The 15,828-nt window shown below is 72.9% G+C and carries 14 protein-coding genes and 1 pseudogene; 10 read left to right on the top strand and 5 right to left on the bottom strand.

Features of this window, described 5'->3' with window-relative positions; translation table 11 throughout:
* Nucleotides 1-86 precede the first annotated feature (86 nt).
* The gene (locus ACIRQF_RS06100) at nt 87-950 is read right to left on the bottom strand and encodes a hypothetical protein (RefSeq protein WP_404089223.1); all 864 of its coding nucleotides are present in this window, start codon (nt 948-950) and stop codon (nt 87-89) included.
* A gap of 880 nt (nt 951-1,830) precedes the next feature.
* Here ACIRQF_RS06100 and ACIRQF_RS06095 point away from each other — a divergent pair.
* Both ACIRQF_RS06095 and ACIRQF_RS06090 read left to right on the top strand, forming a co-directional pair.
* On the top strand, nt 1,831-2,802 hold the full coding sequence (locus tag ACIRQF_RS06095; protein ID WP_404089221.1) for a GlxA family transcriptional regulator: 972 nt from the start codon (nt 1,831-1,833) through the stop codon (nt 2,800-2,802).
* Between the two features lie 71 nt (nt 2,803-2,873).
* Nucleotides 2,874-3,515, top strand: coding sequence for a DJ-1/PfpI family protein (locus ACIRQF_RS06090; RefSeq protein WP_404089219.1), 642 nt, complete (start codon nt 2,874-2,876; stop codon nt 3,513-3,515).
* A gap of 12 nt (nt 3,516-3,527) precedes the next feature.
* On the opposite strand, the gene ACIRQF_RS06085 is transcribed toward ACIRQF_RS06090, so the two are convergent.
* Complete coding sequence (locus ACIRQF_RS06085) at nt 3,528-4,271, bottom strand: enoyl-CoA hydratase/isomerase family protein (RefSeq protein WP_382482680.1); 744 nt, start codon at nt 4,269-4,271, stop codon at nt 3,528-3,530.
* A gap of 349 nt (nt 4,272-4,620) precedes the next feature.
* Between ACIRQF_RS06085 and ACIRQF_RS06080 the strand changes: the two are divergent.
* Nucleotides 4,621-5,067, top strand: a pseudogene (locus ACIRQF_RS06080) (ATP-binding protein); the annotation flags it as partial.
* Nucleotides 5,068-5,146: 79 nt separating this feature from the next.
* Here the strand turns inward: ACIRQF_RS06080 and idi are convergent.
* The 3 genes from idi to ACIRQF_RS06065 all read right to left on the bottom strand — a co-directional run bounded on the left by idi (nt 5,147) and on the right by ACIRQF_RS06065 (nt 8,271).
* Nucleotides 5,147-5,755, bottom strand: coding sequence for an isopentenyl-diphosphate Delta-isomerase (idi, locus tag ACIRQF_RS06075; protein WP_376631222.1), 609 nt, complete (start codon nt 5,753-5,755; stop codon nt 5,147-5,149).
* A 140-nt stretch (nt 5,756-5,895) separates the two neighbouring features.
* A complete protein-coding gene (locus tag ACIRQF_RS06070) occupies nt 5,896-7,149 on the bottom strand; it encodes a GNAT family N-acetyltransferase (RefSeq protein WP_404089216.1) in 1,254 nt (417 codons plus the stop codon).
* Between the two features lie 180 nt (nt 7,150-7,329).
* A complete protein-coding gene (locus ACIRQF_RS06065; RefSeq protein ID WP_376631218.1) occupies nt 7,330-8,271 on the bottom strand; it encodes a cation diffusion facilitator family transporter in 942 nt (313 codons plus the stop codon).
* Nucleotides 8,272-8,686: 415 nt separating this feature from the next.
* On the opposite strand from ACIRQF_RS06065, the gene ACIRQF_RS06060 reads away from it, so the two are divergent.
* From ACIRQF_RS06060 to ACIRQF_RS06030, 7 genes are read left to right on the top strand one after another with little or no spacing between them, the layout of a single operon-like run.
* The gene (locus tag ACIRQF_RS06060) at nt 8,687-10,537 is read left to right on the top strand and encodes a DUF5941 domain-containing protein (protein ID WP_404089551.1); all 1,851 of its coding nucleotides are present in this window, start codon (nt 8,687-8,689) and stop codon (nt 10,535-10,537) included.
* On the top strand, nt 10,534-11,283 hold the full coding sequence (locus ACIRQF_RS06055) for a sugar phosphate nucleotidyltransferase (RefSeq protein WP_382482683.1): 750 nt from the start codon (nt 10,534-10,536) through the stop codon (nt 11,281-11,283). Before ACIRQF_RS06060 ends, ACIRQF_RS06055 begins: the two co-directional genes overlap by 4 nt.
* Complete coding sequence (locus ACIRQF_RS06050; RefSeq protein WP_376631214.1) at nt 11,271-12,332, top strand: iron-containing alcohol dehydrogenase family protein; 1,062 nt, start codon at nt 11,271-11,273, stop codon at nt 12,330-12,332. Before ACIRQF_RS06055 ends, ACIRQF_RS06050 begins: the two co-directional genes overlap by 13 nt.
* The gene (locus ACIRQF_RS06045; RefSeq protein WP_376631212.1) at nt 12,310-13,128 is read left to right on the top strand and encodes a CDP-alcohol phosphatidyltransferase family protein; all 819 of its coding nucleotides are present in this window, start codon (nt 12,310-12,312) and stop codon (nt 13,126-13,128) included. Before ACIRQF_RS06050 ends, ACIRQF_RS06045 begins: the two co-directional genes overlap by 23 nt.
* An 11-nt stretch (nt 13,129-13,139) precedes the next feature.
* The gene (locus ACIRQF_RS06040) at nt 13,140-14,024 is read left to right on the top strand and encodes a glycosyltransferase family 2 protein (protein ID WP_376631211.1); all 885 of its coding nucleotides are present in this window, start codon (nt 13,140-13,142) and stop codon (nt 14,022-14,024) included.
* Nucleotides 14,025-14,074: 50 nt separating this feature from the next.
* Nucleotides 14,075-15,004 (top strand): ABC transporter permease, encoded by a 930-nt coding sequence (locus ACIRQF_RS06035; RefSeq protein WP_376631210.1) that lies wholly within the window; start codon nt 14,075-14,077, stop codon nt 15,002-15,004.
* Nucleotides 14,997-15,785, top strand: coding sequence for an ABC transporter ATP-binding protein (locus ACIRQF_RS06030; protein WP_376631209.1), 789 nt, complete (start codon nt 14,997-14,999; stop codon nt 15,783-15,785). Before ACIRQF_RS06035 ends, ACIRQF_RS06030 begins: the two co-directional genes overlap by 8 nt.
* Nucleotides 15,786-15,828 lie beyond the last annotated feature (43 nt).

Raw genomic sequence — 15,828 nt, 5'->3', positions numbered from 1 at the left:
AGCATTCTGCCGGGTCGGTCACCCGTACGCGGCAACCGACCCGCCTCCGTCGCCGGCCCGCCCCTGTCGGCGGCCCTGCCCGGAGGCTACGCCTTGCCGGTGAGGTCGCCCGGGAACGCACCCGCTCCGACGGCCGCCACCAGGAAGCCCCGGGCCAGTTCGGTGAGCCGGGCCACGCCGTCGGCACCCAGGAGCTCGTACGGGGCCGCGTCGAGGCGGTCGGTCTCGTCCTCCAGGGCCTCGCGCAGCGCGACGCCCACCTCGGTCAGCTCCCCCTCGGCGTCGAGCAGTCCGCGCTCGCGCAGCCGCTCCTGGGCCGCGTCCCAGTCGGCCCGCCCCCAGCCCCGGGTGCCGAGCACCCAGCGCGGGGCCATGCCCTTGCCGGTGGCGGTGTGGCTGGCGAGCGCCTCCACCGGGTCGAGGCCGGCGCTCACCAGTGCGACGAGGTGGCCGTCGCCGCGGTGCTCGCGCAGCAGCGTGGCGGCGTGCCACAAGCGCAGGTGGGGGGCGTCCGGGACCGGCAGATCGGCGTTGCCGGCGTACAGCGGGCGGGCGTGCCGGGTGCAGGCCTCGGCGGCGCGCAGCGCGAGGTCGGCGGCCTCGGCCATCTCGGGGGAGGTGATCGCGTCGTCGCCGAGCAGCCGGCGCAGCGTGGCGTCGACGGCTCGCAGCCGGGCTTCGAGGACCTCGGCGGGGGAGGCGGCCGCCCAGACGCCGGGCAGGTGCCTTGCGAGGAAGGTGTGGTTGTAGTTGTAGAAGGTCGCGGCGACCGTCCCGGCGCCCACCGCGCCGAGCGGGGCGCTGCGCGCGGCCAGCCGCATCGCGCTCGCATCCTCGATGCCGAGCCGCCGGAACTCGGTGTCCAGGTCCGGCGAGAAGAACAGCGTCGCGTGCAGCAGGTTCACGGGGTGGGCGCAGCGGCGGCCCGCGCGGTGCGGCAGGTTCGTCATGGAGCCGCACATTACCTACTGGTCGGTACGGCGGGAATCCCCGGGTCGGCCGGGCCGGGAAGCCCTGGCCGGATCAGGGCGCAGCCCGTCCGAGCGCACCCTGGCCACGGCCGGCACGAAGCGGGAGCCCGGCGTCGTCGGCGGGGCGGGTCCGGTGCGCCGGGCGCCGCGCCGCTGTGTGCTGAGGCGGCGGGACCGTGCGGCCGTGGCGCCGTGGGGCCGTCGCCTGCGGCCGGGCCAGGCGCCACCCGCAGGCCACCGGAGGGGCGGACCGCGCGCCCTCGGTCCGGGAGCCGGGTCGGCGGTCTCGCCGTGGGGCTGCCGCCCGGGGGCGGGCCAGGCGCCGTCCGCAGGCCACCGGCGGGGCGGACCGCGCGCCCTCGGTCCGGAAGCCGGGTCTGCCGTCCCGCCGTGGGGCTGCCTCCGGGGGGGGCGGGCCCCGCGCCGTCCGCAGGCCACTGGAGGGGCGGACCGCGCGCCCTCGGTCCGGGAGCCGGGTCCGCGGTCCCGGCGTGGGGCTGCCGCCCGGGGGCGGGCTCGGTGCCACCCGCAGGCGTCGGGTCCGCCGTCCGGCCGTGGCTGCCGCCGGGGGCGGGCCAGGCGCCGCCCGCAGGCCACCGGCGGCGCAGACCGCGCGCACTCCGTTCGGAAGTCGGGTCTGCCGTCCCGCCGTGGGGCCGCTGCCCGGGGGCGGGCCCGGAACGCGCCCGCAGGCCACCGGAGGGGCAGGCCGCGCGCCCTCGCTTCGGCGCCACCCAAAGGCATCGGAGGGGATCCCGTGCCCTCGGTCCGGAAGTCGGGTCCGCCGTCCCGCCCGCATGGCAGGAAAGGTGGGGAGCTCGTCATTGCGGCCATACCCGGCGCGGCCAAGGATGGACGCATGACGCAGCGACCCGTCCTCGTCGTCCTCTTCGAGGGCGTACAGAGCCTCGACGTCACCGGCCCCGTGGAGGTGTTCGCCGGTGCCGCCCGCGCCGCCGGCCGGCCGGACGCCTACCCGATCCGTACGGCATCGTTGGACGGCGGCCCGGTCCGCAGTCACAGCGGCCTGCGCCTGCTGCCCGACACCACGCTCGCCGACGCCGTCGCCGACGGACCCCCGCACACCCTGCTCGTGCCGGGCGGCGAGGGCACCCGCGCCCCCGACCCGGCGCTGGTCGCGTGGCTGCGCGGGCACGCCCCGGACGCCCAACGGCTGGTCTCGGTCTGCACCGGTGCCCTGCTCCTGGCCGAGGCCGGGCTGCTCGACGGGCACCGGGTGACGACCCACTGGGTCGCCTGCGACCACCTGGCCCGCCGCCACCCCGAGGTGGAGGTGGACCCGGAGCCGATCTTCGTCCGGGACGGCCGGCTCGCCACCTCCGCGGGGGTGACCGCGGGCATCGATCTCGCGCTGGCCCTGGTCGAGGAGGACCTGGGCCGGGACGCCGCTCTGACCGTCGCCCGCCATCTGGTCGTGTTCCTGCGCAGGCCGGGCAACCAGGCCCAGTTCAGCGCCCAGTTGGCCGCGCAGACCGCCCGCCGGGAGCCGCTGCGCGACCTGCAGCACTGGATCGCCGAGCACCCCGAGGACGATCTCTCCGTGGAGGCGCTCGCCGCCCGCGCCCGGCTCTCGCCCCGGCACTTCGCCCGCGCCTTCCAGGCCGAGACCGGCACGACCCCCGGCCGCTACGTGGACCGCGTACGCCTCGAACACGCCCGGCGGCTCCTGGAGGAGTCCGTCCAGGGCGTCCAGGAGGTCGCCCGGGCCGCCGGATACGGCACGCCGGAGGCGATGCGCCGCGCCTTCGTGAAGGCGCTCGGCACCGCACCGGCGGACTACCGGCGCCGCTTCCACGCCCCCGTCGACTGACGTACCGCCGACGGGACCCCCCGGCACCACCTCACCTCACCTCACCCATCCGCATCGGACAGAGGAGCACCATGCAGATCGCCGTCCTGCTCTACGACCGTTTCACCACGCTCGACGCCGTCGGCCCCTACGAACTCCTCGGCCGGCTACCCGGAGCCGAAGTCGTCTTCGTCGCGAAGGAGCCCGGCCCGGTCCGCAACGACCAGGGCAGTCTGGCGCTGGTCGCCGACAAGGCGCTCGGGGACGTGCCGCGGCCGGACATCGTCCTGGTCCCCGGCGGTCCCGGCTCGCGCGCGGCCATGCACGACCAGGAGATCCTCGACTGGCTGCGGACCGCCGACGCCACCAGCACCTGGACCACCTCGGTGTGCACCGGTTCCCTGGTGCTCGCCGGGGCCGGGTTGCTGGCCGGGCGCCGGGCCACCGCCCACTGGCTCGCCCTGGACGAACTCGCGCCGCTGGTCGCCGAGTCCACCGGCGAGCGGGTGGTCTTCGACGGCAAGTACGTCACGGCGGCCGGGGTCTCCTCCGGCATCGACATGGCCCTGCACCTGGTCGGCCGGATCGCCGGCGACGCGACCGCGCAGACGATCCAGCTGCTCACCGAGTACGACCCGCAGCCCCCGTACGACGCCGGCTCCCCGGCCAAGGCCCCGGCCGCGATCGTCGCGCACTGGCGCGGGCAGGCCGAGAAGGTGCTCGTCCAGGAGTGACGGGTGCGGGCGTCAGAGCCCGTACGTGAAGTGGGGCGGGCGGCGCTCCAGGAAGGCGGCGACCCCCTCGGCGGTGTCGCCGCTGCCGCGTGCCTGCTCCGCCCAGTGCGCGTCCCGGTCGGCGCGGCCGTCGGCGAACTCCTTGGCGGCGGCCTGGGTGAGCAGCGAGCGCGAGACGAGGGTGCGGGTGAACTCGGCCACGCGCTTGTCCAGTTCGCCCACCGGGAGCACCTCGTCGACGAGCCCGGTCCGCAGCGCACGCTCGGTGTCGATCAACTCGCCCGAGAACAGCAGGTGCTTGGCGGCCGCGGGGCCCACGAGCGAGGCGAGACGGCGGGTGGACGAGGCGGGGTAGACGATGCCGAGCTTCGCCGGGGTCACGCCGAAACGGGTACCCTCCTCGGCGAACCGCAGGTCGCACGCGGCGGCGAGCTGGCTGCCGCCGCCGACACAGAAGCCGCGGATCGCGGCGAGGGTCGGCTTGGGGAAGGCGGCCAGTGCCTCCTCGGCCCGTACCGCGAGGGTCTGCTGCTCGTCGCCGGGTTCGCGCAGGGTCGAGATGTCGGCCCCGGCGCAGAAGGTCTCGCCCGCGCCGGTCAGCACCAGGGCGCGCACGGCCGGGTCCGCGGCGAGCGGCGCGAGCAGCCCCGGCAGGGACCGCCACATGCCGGCGGTCATGGCGTTGCGCTTGGCGGGGTTGGTGATGACGAGGGTGGCGACCTCGTCGACGACGCCGACGGTCAGCTGGGGCTCCATGCGCCGGATGCTATCCGGGCACCCTCGCCGGAGGATCCGGAAGGGTGCGCGGAGAAGGGCGCACGGCCCGCGAGGGCGGTGCGTGGAGGGTACGCACGGGCCCTCGACGGCGGTCCGCGGGGAGGACGCGCCCGCCCGCGCCGTACCGGCCGTATGGTCATATCGGCGACGGGTCCTCCGAAGTCGTCAGCGGAGAGTCAGGAGTAGTCGAACAACTGACGTTGGCATACTCACCTGATCAGAAGTCGGTCGATAAGTGTCGACTTCTGGTCAGTATCCCGAGGCGCACCTGCGGATTCCCAAGACTCGACGTGTGGCGACAATCGAGCACGAGGGTGGGAGCCGGACTATGGAGAGCCGCGGGAGCGTCCCCGCCCGGCCACCGTCCTACGAAGGAGTCTGGCGGTTCACCGCTCCCGCGGTGGACGTGTCCGTGCCGCAGGCCCGGCACGCCGTACGCGACCTGCTGGTCCGCCAGCGCGTCCCGGTCCACGACGACACCGTCCAGGGACTGCTTCTCATCGTCTCCGAGCTGGTCACCAACGCGGTCAAGCACGCCGCGCTGCTCTCCCCGGAGATAGCGGTGGAGGTGGCGATCGGAGCGGAGTGGATCCGGGTGTCCGTCGAGGACAACCATCCGTACCGCCCCAAGGCGCTGGTGGCCGACTGGGGCCAGACCGGCGGCCGCGGCCTCCTGCTGGTCCGGGAGATCGCCCTGGAGTCCGGCGGAGCCTGCGACGTCGAGCACACCGCGAGCGGCGGAAAGATCATCTGGGCGGCCCTGCCCCTGAACCCCTTCGTACCGGGTCAGGCGCCGACCGGACCGGTGGTGCCGAGCGCGGTGCCGGGGCCGTTGCCCGGCACCGCGCCGGAGGTCACCAGCCCCCGGACGGACCCGTCAGCTCCTTGACGGCCGGACGCGCCGCGTCGAGCACCGTCATGAACCAGGCGGAGAACGGCGCGGCCGCGTGGCGCTCGGCCAGCTCGGCCGCGGTGACGAAGGCGGTCTCCTCGACCTCTTCGGGATCGGCCTGCGGGGTGGCCTGCACCAGGCCGACGAACAGGTGGTTGAACTCCTGCTCCACCAGGCCCGAGGCCGGGTCCGGGTGGTTGTAGCGAACCGTCCCCGCCTCGGCGAGGAGCGAGGGCGAGACGCCCAGCTCCTCGAAGGTGCGCCGGGCGGCCGCCGCGAAGGGCGCCTCGCCCGGGTAGGGGTGGCCGCAGCAGGTGTTGGACCAGACGCCGGGGGAGTGGTACTTGCCGAGTGCCCGCCGCTGGAGCAGCAGCCGGCCCGCCTCGTCGAAGAGGAACACCGAGAAGGCGCGGTGCAGCTGCCCGGGCGCCTGGTGCGCGGCGAGCTTCTCCGCCGTGCCGATCGTGACGCCGTTCTCGTCGACCAGTTCGAGCATGATCGGGGCCTCGTCCTCGACCGGCCGGACGCCGTTCGAGGAACTCTGGGCCACGGTGGCTGATGTGCTCGGCATACCCATCCTTCGCTTCGGTCCTCGCCCTGGGGGGCCACCTCAGTCTGCCGTACAAAAGCGGCTTGTCCGTACTTCGGAGGCCGGACATGACCCCTCCTACCGCACCGGAGTACACCCGGCGCGGCAGGAGCGGCCGTCGCTCAGACCCCGAAAGCCGCCGGATACGAGATCGTGCCCCTGGTCACGGGCCCGGAACCGTCCAGGTCGAGCGCCATCATGGCTTCGTCCGGAACCTCGAAGCCTGGCTTGATCCCGTACGCGGACGCACGTACGAATCCGAACCGCGGGTAGTACGCCGGATGGCCGAGTACCAGCACGAGCCGCTCGCCGCGCAACCGCGCCGCGTCGAGCACCGCCCGTACGACGGCCTGGCCCGCGCCCGTCCGCTGGTGGGCGGGAGCCACCGCGACCGGGGCGAGCGCCGCCGCCGGGACCCCGTCGACGTGGCACCGGGTGATCAGCGCGTACGCGGCGACCGTGCCGTCCGGCGCTTCCGCCACGTATGACATACCGGGCAGCCAGGCCGCCTCGTCGGCGCGCAGTGCGTCGACCAGACCGGCCTCCTCGGCGGTCGGGAAGGCCGCCGCGTTGATCTCCCGTACGACGGGCACGTCCGCCGGGGTCTCCTCCCGGGTACGCCAGCGCGGGTCCGCCGGCCTCAGGACGAAGCCGGCGTAGCCGTAGTCACCGCCGTGCTCGCGACGCAGCGCGATCTCGGCACGGGCCCCGGCGACGGCCTCGGCCATCCCGGGCAGTGCGGTGTCGGCGGCCTCGGCCCGACCGCCGAGCGGCCCGTAGTACTCGTCCCAGTCGCCCTCCGGCTGGAGGACGGTGCCGAGGACGTGGTAGCCGGCCGCGACGGCTGCCGCGGCGTTCTCGGTGACGGTGCGGAGCCGGTAGTGCTCCTCCCAGAAGGCCCGGGCCTCGGGAGAGGGCTGCTCGGTGGTCCACACGCATTCGGTGAGGACGAGCGTGCCTCCGGGTGCCAGCAGCCGGCGCCACTCCGCGAGCGCCCGGTCGAAGCCGATCGCGTACGCCGAGCTCTCCGCCCAGATCAGGTCGAAGGAGGCGTCGGGCAGCCCCGGAGCGCCCATGTCGGCGCGCAGGGTACGGACCCGGTCGTCGAGCCCGCGGGCGGCCGCGGCCTCCCGCAGCTCGGCCAGGAACGGCTCGTGCAGGTCGACGGCGGTCACTTCGGCGCCCGCCTCGGCCGCGAGCAGCAGCGCGGAGCGGCCGGGGCCGCAGCCGAGGTCGAGCACGCGCGGACGCGCGGGCAGCGGGTCGGCGAGCGCGAGCAGCCGGCGGGTGGTGGTGTCGGAACCGGGGCCCTGCCGCGGCAGACCGTGGTGCAGGGCGAAGAAGGCGTCGTGAAGTGCCTGGGTGTTGTCGGACAACGTGGGAAACCCTTGGGTGAGGGGGTCCCGGCCGACGGCGGACGTGCGAAGCGTCAGGTCAGCCGGAGACCCGGAAGCTGAAGGACGACCGGGCGCTGCCGCTGCGGGCAGCCTCCATCGCGACGGTCATCAACCTCAGCTCCTCTCCCTGCTCACGTGTGTGCGGCCCCAGGCTAGCAACTAGAGGCAGAGCTTGGCCTCGTGTTCGGCGTGACCGGCCGGCTCCAGCTGGAAGGTGCAGTGCTCGACGTCGAAGTGCGAGCCCAGGCACCCCTGGAGGTCGTGCAGCAGCTTCTCGTGCCCGACGGCGTCCAGCACGTCCTGCGCGACGACCACGTGCGCCGAGAGCACCGGCATGCCCGAGGTGATCGTCCAGGCGTGCAGGTCGTGCACGTCCTCGACGCCCGGCAGCGCCAGGACGTGCGCCCGCACCTCCGCCATGTCGACGCCCTTGGGCGCGGACTCCAGGAGCACGTCAAGGGTCTCCCGCAGCAGCTTGACCGTACGCGGAACGATCATCAGGCCGATCAGGATGGAGGCGATCGGATCCGCGTACTGCCAGCCGGTGAGCAGGATGATCGTGGCGGAGACGATCACCGTCACGGAACCGAGCGCGTCGGCGAGCACCTCCAGATACGCGCCCCGCACGTTCAGGCTCTCCTTCTGGCCGCGCATCAGCAGCGAGAGGGAGACGAGGTTGGCGACCAGGCCGATCAGCGCGAACGCGATCGCCAGTCCGCCCCGGGTCTCGGCCGGCTCGAGGAAGCGCTGGATCGCCTCGTAGAGGACGTAGCCGCCGACGCCGAGCAGCAGCAGACAGTTGGCGAGCGCGGCGAGGATCTCGGCCCGCGCGAAGCCGAAGGTGCGGTTGCCGGTCGGCGGCCGGTTGGCGAAGTGGATGGCGAGCAGTGCCATGCCGAGGCCGAGGGCGTCGGTCGCCATGTGCGCCGCGTCGGCGATCAGGGCGAGCGAGTCGGCGAGGACGCCGCCGATGATCTCCACCACCATCACGGAGAGCGTGATGCCGAGCGCGATCCGCAGCCGGTTCCTGTAGGCCAGGGCCGCGGTGCCCGTCGGCGGCGGTCCGCCGTGGCTGTGTCCGTGGTCGTGTCCAGCCCCCATGCCCAGGCCTCCGGTCGTCTCGACAGCGTTCTCGGTGGTGTCCCCGATTCGCCAGTCAACTACGGGAGGGGGGTATCTGCAACACGGTACTGAACACCGTTGTCATATGCTCTGACCTGCGGTGATGTGAATCCGGCCGCAGGGCCCCGATATCACGGCCCCCGAGCGCCGCCGCCGCGGTTTGTGGGCCGGACCGCCGATCGCCCATGATGATCTCCACAGTGCGTGGCGCACCCTCGCGGACGCGCGGCGGCCCGGGGGAGGCCGTCCCGCGAAACCTCGGTGAACTCGTGCTTCCGTCATCCGATAGCCTCAGCCGACGTGCCGCCGCCCGGTGCCGGGCCGCATCACCGCGCCCGGGGCCGTGTCCTGGGCCCCGCCGGCCCGTCCGCCAGCTCCAAGGAGTGAGTTCGTCCTGTCGACCGCCATCCTCACCGGTCCGCCGGTACCCGGATCGTCGCTCGACGCCGATCTGCGGTCCCTCGGTTTCGACGTCGAGGTCGCCTCCGGCCCCCACGAGACGGGCACCCTGCTCGCCGGCGTACCCGCCGGTCAGCGCGTCGCCGTCGTGGACCCGCGCTTCGTCGGTCACCTCCACGCCCTGCGGCTGGCCCTCACCGACCCCCGCTTCCCCGCCGCCGCCGCGCCCGGCGCGCTCACCGCACAGCCCGAGGCCCGCCCGGCACTGGCCCGCGCGCTCGGCTCGGCGGCCGCCGCGCCCGCCGCCCCCGGTGCCCCGCACGCGGTCGTCGACAACCTCCCGGACACCCTCGCCGAGGCCCTCGACGCCGACGGCGTCGCCGTGCACCGGCCGCAGCTCGGCACCCTCGTGGCCGCCGTGCCCGCGGACCCCGAGGCCCGGCACGAGGCGCGCAGCGCCGTCGAGGCGGTCGACGAGGAGGCCGTACGGCTCCGCTCGGCGGTCAAGGCCCACGACGGCTTCTTCACCACCTTCTTCATCAGCCCGTACTCGCGCTACATCGCCCGCTGGTGCGCGCGCCGCGGCCTGACCCCGAACCAGGTGACCACCGCCTCGCTGCTCACCGCGCTGGTCGCGGCGGGCTGCGCCGCCACCGGCGACCGCGTCGGCTACATCGCCGCCGGCCTCCTGCTCCTGGTCTCCTTCGTCCTCGACTGCACCGACGGGCAGCTCGCCCGCTACTCCCTGCAGTACTCGACGATGGGCGCCTGGCTCGACGCCACGTTCGACCGCGCCAAGGAGTACGCCTTCTACGCCGGTCTCGCCCTCGGCGCCGCCCGCGACGGCGACGACGTCTGGGCCCTCGCGCTCGCCGCGATGGTGATCATGACGTGCCGGCACGTCGTGGACTTCTCGTTCAACGAGGCGAACGCCGGCGACGCGGCCGCCCCGAGCGGGGCGCCCGCGGCGGGCGCGGGCGGGAGTGCGAAGACCGGCCTGGCCCTGTCCAACCGGCTCGACAGCGTCGGCTGGACCGTCTGGGCCCGCCGCATGATCATCCTGCCGATCGGCGAGCGCTGGGCGATGATCGCCGTCCTCACCGCCACCACCAGCCCCCGGATCGTCTTCTGGGCGCTGATCGTCGGCTGCGCCTTCGGCGCCTGCTACACCACCGCCGGACGGGTCCTGCGTTCGCTCACCCGCAAGGCGCCCCGCACCGACAGCGCCGCCCGCGCGCTCGCCGACCTCGCCGACTCCGGCCCGCTCGCCGAGCTCCAGGCGCGCCTCCTGCGCGGCCGGACCGGCGTCGTCGCCCCCGTCTTCGTCGCCGCCCTCGGCGCCGCCGTGATGGTCGCCGGCGCGTTGGCCCTGCCGTCCGGAGACGTACGTCTCATCCCGGTCGCCGTGATCTACGTGATGACCGCGGGCCTCGCCGTGGCGCGCCCGCTCAAGGGCGCCCTGGACTGGCTCGTCCCGCCCTTCTTCCGGGCCGCCGAGTACGTCACCGTGCTCGCGCTCGCCGCGAAGGCCGACTCCGCGCAGGCCCTGCCCGCCGCATTCGGGCTGGTCGCGGCGGTCGCCTACCATCACTACGACACGGTGTACCGCATTCGCGGCGGCACCGGCGCGCCGCCCGCCTGGCTGGTGCGCACCATCGGCGGCCACGAGGGGCGCACGCTCGTGGTGACCGTTCTCGCCGCCCTGCTGGCGAACCGCGGCAACGACTTCACCTCGGCCCTCACCGCCCTCGCGGTCGCCGTGGGCATCGTGGTGCTCGTGGAGTCCATCCGCTTCTGGGTCTCCTCCGGAGCACCCGCCGTACACGACGAAGGAGAGACAGCATGATTGGCCTCGTACTGGCAGCCGGTGCCGGACGGCGTCTGCGCCCCTACACCGACACGCTTCCGAAGGCCCTCGTGCCCGTGGACCGCGAGGGCGACGGCTCCCTGACCGTCCTCGACCTCACGCTGAAGAACTTCGCCGAGGTCGGCCTCACCGAGGTCGCGATCGTCGTCGGCTACCGCAAGGAGGCCGTGTACGCGCGCAAGGAGGCCCTGGAGGCCAAGTACGGCGTCTCGATCACGCTGATCGACAACGACAAGGCCGAGGAGTGGAACAACGCCTACTCCCTGTGGTGCGCGCGTGAGGTCCTCAAGCGCGGTGTGATCCTCGCCAACGGCGACACCGTCCACCCGGTCTCCGTCGAGAAGACGCTGCTCGCCGCCCGCGGCAACGGCCAGAAGATCATCCTCGCCCTCGACACGGTGAAGAACCTCGCCGACGAGGAGATGAAGGTCGTCACCGCCGACGGCAAGGGCGTCCAGAAGATCACCAAGCTGATGGACCCGGCCGACGCCACCGGCGAGTACATCGGTGTCACCCTCATCGAGGCCGAGGCCGCCGAGGAGCTCGCCGACGCCCTGAAGACCACCTTCGAGCGCGACCCCGACCTCTACTACGAGGACGGCTACCAGGAGCTGGTGAACCGCGGCTTCACCGTCGACGTGGCCCCCATCGGCGACGTCAAGTGGGTCGAGATCGACAACCACGACGACCTGGCGAAGGGCCGTGACATCGCGTGCCAGTACTGACCCGGCTCATTCCGTCGCCGGTCGTCGTCGACATCCGCGGCGGAGCGCTGGACGACCTGTCCGCGCTCCTCGCGGACCAGCGGATCTCCAGCAACGGGCGGATCGCCGTCGCCATCAGCGGCGGCTCCGGCCTGAAGCTGCGTGACCGCTTCGCCCCCGAGCTCCCGGACGCCGACTGGTACCCGGTCATGGGCGGCACGATCGACGAGGCCGTCAAGCTCGCCGACGCCATGCGCGGCAAGCGGTACGACGCGGTCGTCGCCCTCGGTGGCGGCAAGATCATCGATGTGACGAAGTACGCGGCGGCCCGGGTCGGCCTGCCGTTGGTGGCCATCGCCACCAACCTCTCGCACGACGGCATCTGCTCGCCGATCTCCACCCTGGACAACGACAACGGGCGGGGCTCCTACGGTGTGCCGACCCCGATCGCGCTGGTCATCGACCTCGACGTGATCCGGGACGCGCCGCTCCGCTTCGTCCGCTCCGGCATCGGCGACGCGATCTCCAACCTCTCCGCCATCGCCGACTGGGAGCTCTCCCACCGCGAGACCGGCGAGAAGGTCGACGGCCTGGCCGCCGCCATGGCCCGCAGCGCCGGCGAGGCGGTGCTCCGGCACCCCGGCGGCGTCGGCGACGACGACTTCCTGGTCACCCTCTCCGAGGGCCTGGTCATGTCCGGCATCGCCATGTCGATCAGCGGCGACAGCCGCCCCTCGTCGGGCGCCTGCCACGAGATCAGCCACGCCTTCGACCTGCTCTTCCCGACCCGCGCGGCCAGCCACGGCGAGCAGTGCGGCCTCGGCGCCGCCTTCGCCATGCACCTGCGCGGCGCCCGCGACGAGTCCGCGCTGATGGTCGCCACGCTGCGCCGGCACGGCCTGCCCGTCCTGCCCGAGGAGATGGGCTTCACCGTCGACGAGTTCGTCCGGGCGGTGGAGTTCGCCCCGCAGACCCGGCCGGGCCGCTTCACGATCCTCGAGCACCTCGACCTGTCCACCGACCAGATCAGGGACGCGTACGCCGACTATGCAAAACTCATCGGTAGCTGAGCACCGCCCGTCCGTGCAGAAGAAGCCGTCGGTGGCCGAGCTGCGCCCCGTCGTGCACCCGCCGGGTGTGAAGGACCGTCGAAGCGGTGAGCACTGGGGCGGCCGGCTCTACATGCGCGAGATCTCGCTGCGCATCACCCGGCAGCTGGTGACCACCCGGGTCACGCCCAACCAGCTGACCTACCTGATGACGGTGTGCGGCGTCCTCGCCGCCCCCGCGCTGCTGGTGCCCGGAATCTGGGGCGCGGTCCTCGGCGTGGTCATGGTCCAGCTCTACCTGCTGCTCGACTGCGTCGACGGCGAGGTCGCCCGCTGGAAGAAGCAGTTCTCGCTCGGCGGCGTCTACCTGGACCGGGTCGGCGCCTACCTGTGCGACGCGGCCGTCCTGGTCGGCTTCGGCCTGCGCGCCGCCGACCCGTGGGGCGGCGGCCGGATCGACTGGCTGTGGGCCTTCCTCGGCACCCTCGCCGCGCTCGGCGCCATCCTGATCAAGGCCGAGACCGACCTCGTCGGTGTCGCCCGCCACCAGGGCGGACTGCCGCCGGTCAAGGAGTCCGCCTCCGAGCCGCGCTCCTCCGGCATGGCGCTGGCCCGCCGGGCCGCCGGCGCGCTCAAGTTCCACCGTCTGATCCTCGGGATCGAGGCCTCCCTGCTGATCCTGGTCCTCGCGGTCGTGGACCGGATCCAGGGCGACCTCTTCTTCAGCCGCCTCGGCGTCGCCGTGCTCGCCGGCATCGCGATGCTCCAGACCGTGCTGCACCTCGTCTCGATCCTCGCCTCCAGCAGGCTGAAGTGAGGACGCCCACCATGACCGCCTCCCTGAAGCTCGGCGCGGTGATCATCACCATGGGCAACCGGCCCGACGATCTGCGCGCCCTGCTCGACTCGGTCGCCCGGCAGCAGGGTGACGCCATCGAGACCGTCGTGGTGGGCCAGGGCGTGGAGATCACCGACCTGCCCGAGGGCGTCCGGTCGGTGACGCTCCCGGAGAACGTGGGCATCCCCGCCGGGCGCAACGTCGGCATCGAGGCCTTCGGCCCCGGCGGCTCCGACGTCGACGCGCTGCTCTTCCTGGACGACGACGGCCTGCTCGCCAACGACGACACGGCGGAGCTCGTCCGGCAGGCCTTCACCGCCGACCCGCGGCTCGGCATCATCAGCTTCCGGATCGCCGATCCGGACACCGGTCTCACCCAGCGCCGGCACGTGCCGCGGCTGCGCGCCGCGGACCCGATGCGCTCCTCGCGCGTGACCACCTTCCTGGGCGGCGCCAACGCGGTGCGCACCAAGGTGTTCGCCGAGGTGGGCGGCCTGCCGGACGACTTCTTCTACGCGCACGAGGAGACGGATCTCGCCTGGCGGGCCCTCGACGCCGACTGGATGATCGACTACCGTTCCGACATGGTGCTGCTGCACCCCACCACCCCGCCGTCCCGGCACGCGACGTACCACTTCAACGTGGCCCGCAACCGGGTGTGGCTGGCGCGTCGCAATCTTCCCGCACCCCTGGTGCCGGTCTATCTCGGCGTCTGGCTGCTGCTCACCCTGGCACGGCGACCCTCCGTACCCGCTCTCAGGGCCTGGTTCGGCGGTTTCCGGGAAGGCTGGAAGGCCTCCTGCGGACCTCGGCACCCCATGAAGTGGCGTACGGTGTGGCGGCTGACCCGACTGGGCCGCCCGCCCGTGGTCTGACATCGTGGTACCCGACTTGCCGCGCATCTTGAACACGAAAGTTTCGACTTGTGAGTGACACATCCCAGGACGGTGGGGTCGTGACAAGCGCCCGACCGTCCGCCGACGACGGCCTGAGCTCCGCCGAGCTGGCCGCCAAGTACGGCCTCGCCGTCAGCGGCGCCCGGCCGGGGCTCGCGGAGTACGTCCGCCAGCTGTGGGGACGACGCCACTTCATCCTGGCCTTCTCCCAGGCGAAGCTCACCGCCCAGTACAGCCAGGCGAAGCTCGGCCAGCTGTGGCAGGTGGTGACGCCGCTGCTGAACGCGGGGGTCTACTTCCTGATCTTCGGCGTGATCATCGGCGCGGACCGGGGCATGTCGCGGGAGGTCTACATCCCGTTCCTGGTGACCGGTGTGTTCGTGTTCACCTTCACCCAGAGCTCGGTGATGGCCGGCGTCCGCGCGATCGCGGGCAACCTCGGCCTGGTGCGGGCGCTGCACTTCCCGCGGGCCTCGCTGCCCATCTCCTTCGCGCTCCAGCAGCTCCAGCAGCTGCTGTTCTCGATGGTGGTGCTCGTCGCCATCGCCGTCGTCTTCGGCAGTTACCCGTCGCTCAGCTGGCTGCTGATGATCCCCGCCCTGGTGCTGCAGTTCGTCTTCAACGCCGGCCTCGCCATGATCGTGGCGCGGATGGGTGCCAAGACGCCGGACCTGGCCCAGCTCATGCCGTTCATCATGCGCACCTGGATGTACGCGTCGGGCGTCATGTTCTCGATCCCCGTGATGCTGGAGGACAAGCCGGCGTGGATCGCCGACCTGCTCCAGTACAACCCGGCCGCGCTGCACATGGACCTCATCCGGTTCTCGCTGATCGACGGCTACGGGGCCTCGAACCTGCCGCCGCACGTCTGGTTCGTCACCGTGGCCTGGTCCGTGGTGATCGGCCTGGGCGGCTTCGTCTACTTCTGGAAGGCCGAGGAGAGGTACGGCCGTGGCTGACCACGACTCCCAGGGCCGTGTGCCCACCGTCATCGCGGACAACGTCCACATCGTCTACCGGGTCAACGGCGGCGCCGGCGGCAAGGGCAGCGCCACCGCCGCCCTGAGCCGCATCGTGCGCCGCCGCAAGGGCGACGCCGAACGCGGTGTGCGCAAGGTGCACGCCGTGCGGGGGGTGACCTTCACCGCGTACCGCGGCGAGGCCATCGGCCTGATCGGCACCAACGGCTCCGGAAAGTCGACCCTGCTGCGCGCCATCGCGGGCCTGCTGCCCACCGAGAGCGGCAAGGTCTACACCGACGGGCAGCCCTCGCTGCTCGGTGTCAACGCGGCGCTGATGAGCGACCTCACCGGCGAGCGCAACGTGATCCTCGGCGGCCTCGCGATGGGCATGAGCCGCGACGAGATCAAGAGCCGGTATCAGGACATCGTCGACTTCTCCGGCATCAACGAGAAGGGCGACTTCATCTCGCTGCCGATGCGGACCTACTCGTCCGGCATGGGCGCCCGGCTCCGCTTCGCCATCGCCGCCGCCAAGCAGCACGACGTCCTCATGATCGACGAGGCGCTCGCGACCGGTGACCGCAAGTTCCAGATCCGCTCCGAGGCGCGCATCCGCGAGCTGCGCAAGGAGGCCGGCACGGTCTTCCTGGTCAGCCACAGCAACAAGTCGATCCGGGACACCTGCGACCGGGTGCTCTGGCTGGAGAAGGGCGAGCTGCTCATGGACGGCCCGACCGACGAGGTCATCGCCGCCTACGAGCGCGAGACCGGCAAGTAGCCCGCTCCGGAGACCGTGTTTTCCGCCGCCCCCGCCGATCCGA

Source organism: Streptomyces sp. NPDC101191, from assembly GCF_044767915.1.
GTDB lineage: Bacteria > Actinomycetota > Actinomycetes > Streptomycetales > Streptomycetaceae > Streptomyces.
This window is presented reverse-complemented; position numbering and strand designations above follow the sequence as displayed.

Bases quoted from the DNA above. Each gene is read 5' to 3' on its own strand.
- ACIRQF_RS06090 (WP_404089219.1), top strand. From the start codon at position 2,874: ATGCAGATCGCCGTCCTGCTCTACGACCGTTTCACCACGCTCGACGCC.
- idi (WP_376631222.1), bottom strand. From the start codon at position 5,755: ATGCCGAGCACATCAGCCACCGTGGCCCAGAGTTCCTCGAACGGCGTC.
- ACIRQF_RS06065 (WP_376631218.1), bottom strand. From the start codon at position 8,271: ATGGGGGCTGGACACGACCACGGACACAGCCACGGCGGACCGCCGCCG.
- ACIRQF_RS06100 (WP_404089223.1), bottom strand. From the start codon at position 950: ATGACGAACCTGCCGCACCGCGCGGGCCGCCGCTGCGCCCACCCCGTG.
- ACIRQF_RS06055 (WP_382482683.1), top strand. From the start codon at position 10,534: ATGATTGGCCTCGTACTGGCAGCCGGTGCCGGACGGCGTCTGCGCCCC.
- ACIRQF_RS06085 (WP_382482680.1), bottom strand. From the start codon at position 4,271: ATGGAGCCCCAGCTGACCGTCGGCGTCGTCGACGAGGTCGCCACCCTC.
- ACIRQF_RS06045 (WP_376631212.1), top strand. From the start codon at position 12,310: ATGCAAAACTCATCGGTAGCTGAGCACCGCCCGTCCGTGCAGAAGAAG.
- ACIRQF_RS06095 (WP_404089221.1), top strand. From the start codon at position 1,831: ATGACGCAGCGACCCGTCCTCGTCGTCCTCTTCGAGGGCGTACAGAGC.
- ACIRQF_RS06040 (WP_376631211.1), top strand. From the start codon at position 13,140: ATGACCGCCTCCCTGAAGCTCGGCGCGGTGATCATCACCATGGGCAAC.